This is a genomic window from Amycolatopsis sp. NPDC047767, assembly GCF_040704195.1.
Classification (GTDB): domain Bacteria; phylum Actinomycetota; class Actinomycetes; order Mycobacteriales; family Pseudonocardiaceae; genus Amycolatopsis.
This window is the reverse complement of record NZ_JBEYSJ010000010.1, coordinates 295,780-306,771: the sequence shown is the minus strand read 5'-3', so window position 1 is coordinate 306,771 and position 10,992 is coordinate 295,780. Positions and strand designations below refer to the sequence as shown.

The window sequence follows — 10,992 nt, the reverse complement described above, 5'->3', positions numbered from 1 at the left end:
GGGAGAAAACTTCCGCCGCCGTTCCGGCATTGCACATCCTCCAATCCAGACCAGACCTTATTAGGCCCACTGTCCGAAAAGTGGGAGGCGCGCCAGGTGAGCTTCTGGCCGCCGAGGAAGGGTGGGTTGCCGACGACGGCGTCGAAGCCACCGTTGTCGATCATGACATCGGGGGCCTCGATGATCCAGTGCAGTGGCTTCCAGCGCTCGTAGTCTGTCTCGACCGTCGGCCGGAGACCCCCCTCGATGAGCGATGCGAGAAACGTGCTGTCCGCTTGGCCCTTGTCTGGGTAAGCGGCACGGGCGGAGAGGCGAAGGTTCTCGTACGCCTCGTCGAGTGCCCTGCCCGGCTTTCCACCGAGCGGAAGACCGGCGGCGATGACGCCGTTGGCGAGCTCGACAAGGTCGGAGGTCACCTCGCGGAACTGAGCGAGTTGGCGACGCTTCGCAGCGCTGTTACGGGCCGGGTCACCCTCGTCGATCTCCTCCAGCAGCCGGCGGCGGATCTTGGCGGCTCGGTGAAGGATCGCGTCGACGTCAATGAGGCCGCCGAAGAAGGTCTCAGCGTGGGCCTTGGCCGGATTGATGTGTAGTTTGCGAAGTTGGTCAAGGCTGGTGAGGCCGAGGAGCGAGTTGCCGTGGAAGACCTTGTCATCCACGAACGAAAACGGCAGATCGCGGTCGAGTGATACGAGCCAGAGGGAGAGCTTGCACATCTCGACGGCCATGTCGTTTATGTCGGCCCCGTAGAGGCAGTTCGCAACGACCTGGCGGATCGCTCGGACGTGCAGGTCCTTGCGCTGCGCGTTGGCGGGATCTTCGCTTGTCCAGGCTTCGACTACGCGGTCAGCGAGGTAGCGGGCGGCGGCGACGAGGAAGGCACCAGAGCCGCAGGCGATGTCGGCGACCTTGAGGCCAAGCAATTCGTCGGAGGACTTGAGCCTCCAAGCCGAATCGTCGGCGGACTGGTGCGGGCCTGGCGAATAGCACAGAGGCTGGAGGGCGTGGTGCACGACCTCCTCGGCGAGAGACTTAGGGGTGTAGTGCGCGCCGGCGTTCTTCCGCGAGGGTGTCTCCTTGACCAGGAGCCCGCCCTCCACCACGACGAATGGGTGGTCGCGCAGGTCACGTCGGACGAGTCCGAGCCACGGTTTGATTAGGTCCCGCAAAATGTAGTCGTCGCCGACGGCCTGAGTGAGCGCGCTCACCGCACTCGAGTCCGGGGCAGCACCGACCGCCTTCGCGTACGCGGCCACGGATGATGGGCTCGCCGAGGGTTGGTCCTCAGCAACCCACACGCGGATTGCTGCGGCCAGCTTCTTCGGGTCAGGGTTAGCTGACGCTAGTGCTTCGAGCTTGGCGAGCGGGATCTCGGGCTCGGATCCGGTGGTTCCCTTCAGGCCGAGGTAGGCCTCGTCGACGGTGACGCAGGTGTAGCCGAGCAGTCCTTCGTAGATGTAGCCGATCTGCTCGACGTCGATGTCGCGGAAGGAAATTTGGCGAGCTTCGCCGTTGATGTAGGCGATCTGCACAGAGCGGAGGACGTGGAGCATGACGCGGTCGGACACCGTGACCGCGAGTGTGCCCTGTTCGTTGGTGGCGGTGAGGAACGGGAACCGCGACGGGTCGAACAGGGAGCCCCCATATGCCGGCATCCGGAGGCTCTCGAACGTCGCGCCGTTGTACAGGGCCTGGCTGGTGGCCAGCAGACGATGCCAGGCAAAGAACGTCGAGTCCAAGCCTTCCTGGCCTTCCGACGCGTCTCGATCGGTGAGGTGCCGCAACGAACCTGCGATGCCGTAGCCCTGCTCGAACAGCTCGCCCGAGGGCAGGAGGCCGCGTTCCTCGGCGAAGAGCAAGAACACCACGCGCATCATGACCGTGACGGCCGCCTCGTAGGTGTCATGGGTACGAGCCGGGAGCGGGTCTGGTACGCCGCGACGTTTGGCGTCAGTGGCGGACTCGGAGAAGGACTGGATGAGCAGCTCGACGGCGCGGCGCACCTGGCCACCGAGAGCTTCGGTGATGTCCTCGGCCTCGGCGATGGAATCCTCGAACAGCACCGGCAAGCGTTCGATGGGGTCGCCGCCGATGATGTGCTGGCGACCGACGAGGATAAGGAAGGCGTCTCGGGCGCGGGGTTCCTCGACCCAGGTGAGTGCGTCCACGATGCCGGATGCCGTCAGCTTGCCCTCGCGGGCACAGACCAGGCCCCACCAGCGGCCGTCGGTGACGATGCCGATCTCGACACCGTTCTCGCGCAGCAGCGCTTCGAGCCGATCGACCGGGGTCGCTGCCCACAGGTCGCCGGGAGTCTGCCGCAGTGAGTCGGTCGGGTCGACGACGTGCACGAGCGCCCCGGTGCTGTTCGCACCGACGAGCGTGCCTTGGGCGGTGACCGTGATGGCACGGTTTGGGGACTGCGCCTGCACGCCGGGCACGGTGCCCCATCGAAGCGACTCGTCCCAGCCCACCACGTCGCGCAGGACCGTTTCGACCCAGCTGTCGCGGACGGCGCGGTAGGCATCGAGCCTGGCGTCACTGTCGGGGTTGCGGTCGAGTGCTTCCCACGCCGCCTCGAACTCTTTCCGCGCGTCGACCAGTAACTCGAACCGCTCGGGGTGAGCATTGCGGAAGTCGGGGATGCCGTTGGGCCAGACTCGCCTCAACGGCGGGATCGCGAGGAATGGGCCCTCGATATCGACGAGTTCGAGCCATTGCCGGTGCAACTCGGCGGCGTCTGTCGTGGGGCCGGTGCGGCGTGCGAGGCGGGCCATCAGTTGGTCCATCCTTCGGCGTCGGCGCGGGTGAGTGCAAACACGACGGCGGCCGCGGTGGTGTGGGGTTTGACCTCGGCGTACCGGTCGGTGATCGCGGCGATCTCGCGGGCTTCCTCGTCATCGAGTTCGTCCAGGCGGCGTTCCATCGCGTCGATGTCACGGCGGCGCTGGCGCTGCTGATCGTCGGGCAGCAGCATCGCGGCCGCTTCTTCTTCGGCCTGGCGAAGACGTTGGAGGGAGTCGCGGAGGTTTGTGCGGAAGGCCGCGAAGATCTCGCTTGCACGCTGGATGTCGGCTTCCTGCCGCCGGGCGAGCTGCTCGATCACCAGCTCGTGGCGTCGGGTGGCGCGGGCTTGCATGGACTCTTCCAGCCGGGCACGCAGTGGCGCGTCGGGCACGTTCCACATGTCGCACAGCTGATCACGCACCCGCTCGTGCGCCAGCTGGAGCGTGTCGCCGTCGAGGGCGTGGTCGAGTGCAGCTTCGGCCTTCTCTTCGGCCATTGCCCGACGCCCGCGGAGGCGGACACCGGCGAGGAAGACCTCCTCGTGGAGGCGGATGCCGCCGCGGCCGACCAGCACCATGCGCGTGACAGCGGCGACGAATGACTCAGGCAGGTCGTCGACCACGACAGCGCTGACGCGGCTGAGCGGTGAGTCGACGCTCCACAGCGACCGGCGCAGCAGCCGCTGTGCCTTCTGCACGATCGGGTGCCCGAGATGGACGTACACGACGTCGTTCGTCTTCGCTGCGGCCTCGGGGTCGAACGTGATCGGGCGCACCACACCTGGGTTCAGGCGCGTGTCCAGGCCCTTGAGGGTGGCGTGCCAGCCCGGTGACAAGGTCGGCACGTCAAAGATCTCGGCGTCGGTGTCCTGCGCGAAATCATAGTTGCGCACAAGCGGCGACTGGTGGTTGATGCGCAACGCGGTATCCACCACGCGGCGCAGGTTTGCCGGTTCCAGGTGCATCTCGGTGCGCGAAGCGTCGTACCCCTGCTCCAGCCGGGTCAGGCGGGCGTTGAGTTCCATCCCGCCAGCCAACGCGGTGTTGATGGCCTCGTTCGCGTCCACGCCTTTGGCCTTCGCCCTTACTGGGCCGCGTTTGGCGAAGTGCTGCTGGATGTCGTCACCGATGACCTGGTTGACCGAACCAAGGTCCTGCTCCACATTGGCGACCTTCTTCGCCACGCGGGCCATGAACCCAGCGTCGGCAGCATACGTGGACGACTCGGCGTCGGGCAGGAAGTGGAACACCTGCGGCTCATGGGTCTGCCCGTACCGGTCGACACGGCCGATGCGCTGTTCGAGGCGCGACGGGTTGAACGGGATATCGAAGTTCACCAGGCGGTAGCAGTACGTCTGGAGGTCAATGCCCTCTCCCGCGGCGTCCGTCGCGAGCAGCACGCGCACCGGCTCCTTGACGGGGTGCTCGGTGAACTGTGAGCGGATGTACTCGCGGTCTTCCGGTGACGTAGAGCCCTGGATCACAGCGAGCACATCGGTGTAGCCACGCTGGTTGAGCACACGGGCGAGCCAGTCGACGGTGTGGGCGTACTCGGTGAACACCACCACGCGTTCGTTCGACCAGTGCTTGCCGTCCGGGCAACAGACCGCGTCGAGGAACTTCAGCAGCTCGTCCAGTCGGGAGTCGGCCCGGCTCTCGTAGCTCAGACCCCACTCCATCAGCTGTTCAAGCTGACCCGACTCGGCCGCGACCAGCGGGTCGGAGCCCTTGGACTCACGCAGCCGCTCAGCCTCGTTCTGTTCCCACAGGCCCTCTTCCTCGTCGGCCTGGCCTTCGCCGAAGACGTCGTCGTAGTCGTCCTCGGACAGGCCGCGACCGGCCTTCGAACCCAGATAGTGACTGATGGTCTGCCCGAACGCGAACGGGCTGGACAAGAACCGCTTCTTCAGGAGCATCGTCACGATGTCGCCGCCAGGCTTGGTGCCGTTCAGCTTGGCGCTCTTGACGACGATCTGATCGAGCAGCGCGAACATCTTCTGCTCGTCGTCCCGCGGAGTGAACGGAAGGCTTCGGACGCTTCGAGTTTTGAAGCCCTTGCCCGTCAAGTCGCGCTTGAGGCGGCGGACCGTCACGTCCTTGAGTGCGTTGGAGTCGAGCAGCGCGCCGCGAGAGAACCGGCGCGGGTCGATCATCTCCAGCAGAGCGGTGAACGACTCCGGGTGCCCGTTGTGCGGGGTCGCCGACAGAAACAGCCGGTGCTCGCACTTGTCAGCCAACTGCCGCGCGGCCACCGTGCGCTGCGTGTCGACCGCGTACCCGCGACCGCCCGCGATCACTGACGGGCTCGACGGCGCGACATGGTGCGCCTCGTCGACGATGAGCATGTCGAACGCGAACCGCTTGCCCGTCTTCGGGCTGCTGGCCTGCGCGTACACATCGCGCAGCAACCGCTGCGCACGCACCTGCGGCAGCCAGGCCATCGACACGATCACTCGCGGGAACATCAGGAACGGATTGGCGTGCAGCCCGTGCGTGCGGCGCACCTGCGCCATCAACTCGCTGTTGACGATGACGAAGTTGAGACCGAACTTGTCCCGCATCTCGTCCTGCCACTTCAGCGATAGGCTCGGCGGACACACGATCACCGCCGTCCGCGCACGGTGCCGAAGCAACAGCTCTTGGATCACCAAACCTGCTTCGATCGTCTTGCCCAGACCCACGTCGTCGGCCAACAGCAAGTTCGTACGGGGGGCGCCCAGCGCGCGGCGAAGCGGTTCGAGCTGGTAAGCCTCCACATTGACGCCCGACCAGAATGGAGCCTGATACCGATTCGGGTCTGCCGATGTAACCGCACCCCAACGCATCGCGTCTACAAAGCCCGCAAGCGTCGTCGGGTCGTCAAACTGCTCGGCATAGATCGCCTCTGGCAGCCCTTGCGCAGGTGTGACGGTATGACCGACCTCCAACTCCCACACGACCGAGAGCTGCTCGCCCAGACGGTCCTCATCAAGCGACTGGAGATCGACTACGTGTGAGAGCTGGGCCATCGCCTCGTCCGCTGGACTACGTGGCAGGCCTTGCGCCTGGACGTTGGCCACTGCCCAGGTGGAGCCGCGAACTTCGACAACCAAGCCGGGCTCGGGCAGTAGCGGCGCGACTCCGGACATAGCCGTCACAGACTGCTCTCCTCAGTTTAATGGTCTGAAGGAGTGCATCCTATCCAAATCTGGCCAGTCGAGGCCCGGTTTCAGCACCTGGAGTCGGGCGATCAGGCAAGGAGGGCCCAGGACGCCCTCGTGGCCAGCGACGCAGTCACCGGACATCAACGCCATGGCTGTTCCGGCGGACGGCAAGCAGCCAGAGGCACCTCGGCTGAGAACCCACCGCGATTCGGGCAAAAAGGATGTGATCGGATGACCAAACGGGTTGCACGGTTTGACTACCCCGCTGTGAGTGATCGGTTACTGTGACAGACGGAGTAGCCATCGGATGGGCGGCTCCGACGTGTGGCTGACGTGTGTCAAAACGAGGGGTGCACCATGGCGCAACAGGCGCCTGCGCCAGGTAGCTGGCTGGCAGGTCTGGACTTCAATATCAGCGATGCTTTCGGCGCGGCGGCGGCCGCGGGTGCGGCGGTGGGCGGTGGTGCGGGCGCCGGCGGCGCCGTGGCATCGAGTGGGCAGGGGTTCACGCTCAACCACGATGAAGCGATGACCATGCTCAACAGTGCCCGTGAGATTCGAGACGACCTGTGGAACCTTATCCCCAAGGCCGAACGCCTCACCTCGCTGAAGCCCCCAGCCGACGAGCCTGCAAGCAACGGCTACAACGCGCTCCTCGCCAGCAACGGGGGAAAGCCTGGAGCGTTCGACTACGGGCTGGGGCACATCAAGCTCGAACATCAGTATGTCGTCGAGTTGATCGGCCGGCTTGAAGATGCGCTGCACCTGACGCACTCCAGCGATCAGAGCGCCACTGGTGACATTCAGAAGACCGCGGGTAACGGAGGAGTTCTGGGATGACGGCGCGATCAGCTCTTGTGATCTTCGGCGTCGCGCTAGCAGCTGGGCTCACCGCCTGCAGCTCTGGAAACTCCCCATCCGCACCGAGCTCGTCAGCAAGTGCACCATCGAGCACTTCGCAGGCGTTGCCGCATAGCGGCGCGCCCAAGGTGCCGAACCCAGTCGCGTCGTCGATCCTCGACAATCAACCGTGCCAGAGTGGCCTGACCGCAGCACAGCTGACCGACCTTCTGGGCGAGGCCCCGCAGGGCTCGCCCGACACGACCGCCGGGCTTGGGCCAAGCTGCAACTGGACGAACAGCGAAAAGGGCTCGCACGTCGACGTGGCGTACGACTCTGAGTCGCACGAGGGCTTGAGCGGCTGGTACGAGAACACGAAGCCGAAGGCTGTGGTGTGGCGCGAACTACCTGCTATTCAGGGGTTCCCCGCGGTCGCGCACGTCACGTCAGCCGGTGACCCCAGCACGTTCTGCCAGATCAGCATCGGCATCAACGATCAGACGACGGTCGACGTGTCGGTCGGTCTCGGCCCCGCGAAAAAGGGCACCGATCCGTGTCAGGCGGCCACGATCGCGGCGGGCATGGTCGTCACGAACCTGAAGCAGAAGGCCGGCTCGTAATGGGGTTCTTCGATTGGGTTGGCGACACCGCCAAGGCGGTCGGGCACGGCCTGGAGGATGCAGCCGACTGGACGGGTGACCGGTTTAGTGACGCCGGCAACTGGTTCGGCGATCTTTACCACGGGAGCCTCGGCGAGCAGACCGTGCCAGCGTCGGACCTGGTGCAGAAGGTCATGGCCAGCAAAGGCGCGCCGGACTGGCACAACGGCAGTTCTGACGCGTCTGACCTCGCCTCGGAGCACAGCCAGATTAGCGGACGCGTGCAGCAGCTGAGTTCGAATCTGGAGTCGGTGTGGACTGGAGGCGGAGCGGATGCCGCGCAGGCTCGGATCAGGCCGCTCGCGGACGTATCTCAATCGGCGTCGGAGACGTTTACGTCCAATTCGCAGAACGTGAGCGACCTGGCACACGGGTTCGACGAGATGAAGCAGTCGCTGCAGCCGATGCCGCCGACTCCGCCGCACAAGAATTTCTTCGACGAAGCGGCCTGGTGGCAGACCGACACCGAGAAACAGATCCAGGACTACAACAACGTCGGGCAGCAGAACCTTCAGAAGTACCAGGGGTATGCGACGCACGCGCAGACCAGCGGTCAGGGGCTGAAGATCGACTACGGCCAGCTTGCCGCGTTCGACGGCGGCAAGGTCACGATCGGCTCGGGCCTGCCTGCCACCAGCAAGCAGGCCGAGATTGGCGGCCGCAGCAGGACTGGCAGTGGGCCGGGCAACGGCGGGTCGTCGCCGGCATTCACACCTGGACCAGGTTCGACGGTCCCGGTAACCAACGGGCCTGGCGCGACCACGCCCGTTAGGTTCCAGCCCGGCAGCGGGCCGGGTGACGGGACGACGACCTCGGGGTGGACTCCGCCATCCACGAATCCGACTGGCGGGCCGAGCTGGACTCCCCCGTCGTCGCTGCCGCCCGGCGGCGGCAGCAGCGGCGGCAACTCGTGGTCGCCGGGTGGCGTCAGTGGGTTCGGCCCGACCAGCGGGTTTGGTGGTGGCGGTTTCGGTGGTGAATCGGGCGGCGTGAGTGGTGGTGGCCGCGCGGGCGGCTCTGCCGGCCGGCTGGGCGCCGGTCCCGGAGCCGGTGCAGGTGCTGAGGAATCGGTGGGGCGTGGAGGGGCCGGTGCGGGGGCGCGCGGTGCCGCCGGCGCTCGGGGTTCGTCCGGGATGGGCGGCATGGGTGGTGCCGGTAAGGGCGGCAAAGGTGAGGAGGACAAGGAGCATCAGCGCAAGTACGTGCTGGAGGACGAGTCCGCGTTCGACATCGTCGACGACGAGGACGGCCGGCTGCGCGACCCGTGGACCGGGCTCCCGCCGACCCCACCGACAATCGGCGGCTGAGACACGACGATGACGATCATCGACAAGCCGGTCCGGATGCCACGATCGGCGTTCTTCGTCGCGTGGAAGCTGGCCGAGCTGGGCGATCTCCCGGCTGCGGTCGACCCGGACGACAGTTACTCGACAGCTGAGTTCGCCAAGGAACTCACGAGGCGCTCGCTGTCCCGGTTCACCGCGCTGCGCCTGGCCACAGGTGACGGTCGGCTCACCCCGGAATTCCGCGCGACGCTCAGGCTATTGGCCGTGCCGAAGCGGGAGTTCTACTCGTGGACCGCGTTTGGAAGCCATCCGGAGGACAACGGCGCCGTCTTCGTGGCCACGGCCGGCCCGGACGCGGTGCGGCTGATCACCGACAACCGGTCGATCCAGCTCGACCCGATCCGGCCCCGCGACGTGGCGGCCAGCCTGGTGGACACCTTGCCGGGCTGCGCGCCCGCCCGCATCCAGCAGCTGAGGGTGCCGACTGCCTATCTCGAAGGCACGCATGCTGATCCGATGTCGGAGCTGTCCGGAGTGGCCGACGAGATGCGGTACCTGATGCGCGCCGAGCGCGTAGCGGTGCACAAGCTCTACGCCGCGATCCGCGACGGGGACGGCGACCGCGTCCGCAGCACCCCGTTGACCGTGTACGACCTCGCCCACACGGGCCGAGTCCTGGCATTCACCAGCGACACGAACGACGGTGAGCTGGAAGCCAACATGTGTGCCGGCAGCCGTACCAACCTGATCGACGCGCTCAACCTCACCCGCGACGGCCTGGCCACGGCCCGGTAAAGCCAGCATCCGGCCGGCGCAGTCAACCTGTGCCGGCCGGACCGGCTCGGCTGTTCCGCTCGGATGGTCGCGAGGGGCGCAACGCCGGAACAGCCAAGACTCAACGCCGATTACCGGGCCATAGTGGCGGTCTCCCGTCCCGTGCAATCTCGGCTATCGCAGTCCGAGTTAGCCGTCACGGCCGTCACACGGCCTGTGACAGCGACAAATGCGGGTTGACCTGCGAGAACGCCTGCGTGACGGCTGTGACAGCTCGGTTGGGGTCCCGTCACAACCGTCACGAGCAGCCGTCTTCGGACGGTTCAGCGCATCGGGCCACACCCGTCACAGCGCACCGGATCGGCGGAGCGCGCCGGGCAGTGACGAGTTCAGCGGCTGTGTTCGCGACTGACCGGACTGCCGTCACGTGCTCGGTCAGCCGGTCGAGTCCGAGCGGCGTCAAACGGAGCACCAGGCTAGCTCTCTCGAACCGGGTCTCCACGTATCCGGCGGCGCGCAGGGTCACCAGGTGTGGCGCGAGACTCCGCCCATCCACACCCAGAGCGGTCCCGATCACGACGGCCCTGTGCCAGCGCATATCTACCAGCTGGCACATGACGAACAGCCGGACCGGCAGGAGCAGCAGCGGGTCCAGCTCGCGTTGAAACGCCGGCGCGAGCGGCGGGCTCGGCGTCATCGCTCGATCGCCTGCCGGGCGGCGTCGCCCGGGGTGGGTGCGAGGCGGAGGCAGGTCACGCACGGCATCCCGACCGGGCGTTCCAACAACTCAAGCTCGCCGCGGCCGAACGTTGCGCCGCAATACGCAGTCAGCCGTTCAGGCGCCAGGCCCTCTGCTGAGAGCGGGAAGACATGGACGACGCGGCGGGATTCGCCGACCGTGCCGGGCAGCGGGCGCGCGATGTAGACGGTCATCGGGTCGGCCGCCGGCGATGGTGGTCGGCGGGAGCGGGCGCGCTCGGGGTGCTGCCCGTTCCCGCCGACGTAGTGGTCCGGCTGTCCTGCTCGGGAATGAGCCGCGCGCGTTGAGGCGGGCGCGGCAGCAGGGCGGCCGGAGTCTGGAGACGGCCGAAGACCCGACGCCAGCACGACGGCTTGCGATGGGACGCGGGTTCCGGCGACGGCGTGGCCGTACGGAGCCAGACCAGCGACTTGCAGGTAGCGCACGGCCGACCGGGAGGCATCAGGCAGGAGTGGAACAGCACATCGCGGCCGCAGAGCGTGCGGTAGCGGCCTTCGTGGCGCGCGATGCCATCGGCCACAGCGTCGTCAGTGACGGCGTGGTCCAGGTTGTCGGCCACGCAGCGGTGCCAGGTTACGTACAAGCGCGAGCCGTGTTCGCCGCTGGTCACATCCGCCCCCTGGTCTTTGGATCTGTTGAAATCATCCAAACCGGAGAGGCGGGCATGACCCAGAGCGGAAACGTTGATGTTTCGTGGCGGGGATGCCGCAGTCAGGGCCATTACCTGCAATGACGGCTGCTACG

Annotated in this window: 9 protein-coding genes; 5 read left to right on the top strand and 4 right to left on the bottom strand. The window is 66.5% G+C overall.

From position 1 onward, the window contains the following. Both AB0878_RS21040 and drmD read right to left on the bottom strand, forming a co-directional pair. The coding region (locus AB0878_RS21040) for a DNA methyltransferase (RefSeq protein WP_366581918.1) at window positions 1-2,777 on the bottom strand (2,777 nt) is incomplete at its 3' end. After that, complete coding sequence (gene drmD / locus AB0878_RS21035) at window positions 2,777-5,914, bottom strand: DISARM system SNF2-like helicase DrmD (protein ID WP_366581929.1); 3,138 nt, start codon at window positions 5,912-5,914, stop codon at window positions 2,777-2,779. The genes AB0878_RS21040 and drmD, both read right to left, overlap by 1 nt. Before the next feature lie 372 nt (window positions 5,915-6,286). Here drmD and AB0878_RS21030 point away from each other — a divergent pair, with 372 nt between their 5' ends. From AB0878_RS21030 to AB0878_RS21015, 4 genes are read left to right on the top strand one after another with little or no spacing between them, the layout of a single operon-like run. Further along, window positions 6,287-6,769, top strand: coding sequence for a hypothetical protein (locus tag AB0878_RS21030; protein ID WP_366581917.1), 483 nt, complete (start codon window positions 6,287-6,289; stop codon window positions 6,767-6,769). Beyond that, window positions 6,766-7,389 (top strand): DUF3558 domain-containing protein, encoded by a 624-nt coding sequence (locus AB0878_RS21025; protein WP_366581916.1) that lies wholly within the window; start codon window positions 6,766-6,768, stop codon window positions 7,387-7,389. Before AB0878_RS21030 ends, AB0878_RS21025 begins: the two co-directional genes overlap by 4 nt. Continuing rightward, window positions 7,389-8,735, top strand: coding sequence for a hypothetical protein (locus AB0878_RS21020; RefSeq protein ID WP_366581915.1), 1,347 nt, complete (start codon window positions 7,389-7,391; stop codon window positions 8,733-8,735). Before AB0878_RS21025 ends, AB0878_RS21020 begins: the two co-directional genes overlap by 1 nt. A gap of 9 nt (window positions 8,736-8,744) precedes the next feature. After that, window positions 8,745-9,509 (top strand): ESX secretion-associated protein EspG, encoded by a 765-nt coding sequence (locus AB0878_RS21015; protein ID WP_366581914.1) that lies wholly within the window; start codon window positions 8,745-8,747, stop codon window positions 9,507-9,509. Between the two features lie 277 nt (window positions 9,510-9,786). Here AB0878_RS21015 and AB0878_RS21010 read toward each other — a convergent pair whose 3' ends face one another. Beyond that, a complete protein-coding gene (locus AB0878_RS21010; protein WP_366581913.1) occupies window positions 9,787-10,185 on the bottom strand; it encodes a helix-turn-helix transcriptional regulator in 399 nt (132 codons plus the stop codon). Beyond that, a complete protein-coding gene (locus AB0878_RS21005) occupies window positions 10,182-10,421 on the bottom strand; it encodes a hypothetical protein (protein ID WP_366581912.1) in 240 nt (79 codons plus the stop codon). Before AB0878_RS21005 ends, AB0878_RS21010 begins: the two co-directional genes overlap by 4 nt. 278 nt (window positions 10,422-10,699) lie before the next feature. On the opposite strand from AB0878_RS21005, the gene AB0878_RS21000 reads away from it, so the two are divergent. Next, window positions 10,700-10,981: a hypothetical protein gene (locus AB0878_RS21000; RefSeq protein WP_366581911.1), complete on the top strand. Its 282-nt coding sequence runs from the start codon at window positions 10,700-10,702 to the stop codon at window positions 10,979-10,981. Window positions 10,982-10,992 lie beyond the last annotated feature (11 nt).

Coding starts and splice junctions, on each gene's coding strand:
- AB0878_RS21010 (WP_366581913.1), bottom strand. CDS start 10,185: ATGACGCCGAGCCCGCCGCTCGCGCCGGCGTTTCAACGCGAGCTGGAC.
- AB0878_RS21025 (WP_366581916.1), top strand. CDS start 6,766: ATGACGGCGCGATCAGCTCTTGTGATCTTCGGCGTCGCGCTAGCAGCT.
- AB0878_RS21020 (WP_366581915.1), top strand. CDS start 7,389: ATGGGGTTCTTCGATTGGGTTGGCGACACCGCCAAGGCGGTCGGGCAC.
- drmD (WP_366581929.1), bottom strand. CDS start 5,914: ATGTCCGGAGTCGCGCCGCTACTGCCCGAGCCCGGCTTGGTTGTCGAA.
- AB0878_RS21005 (WP_366581912.1), bottom strand. CDS start 10,421: ATGACCGTCTACATCGCGCGCCCGCTGCCCGGCACGGTCGGCGAATCC.
- AB0878_RS21015 (WP_366581914.1), top strand. CDS start 8,745: ATGACGATCATCGACAAGCCGGTCCGGATGCCACGATCGGCGTTCTTC.
- AB0878_RS21030 (WP_366581917.1), top strand. CDS start 6,287: ATGGCGCAACAGGCGCCTGCGCCAGGTAGCTGGCTGGCAGGTCTGGAC.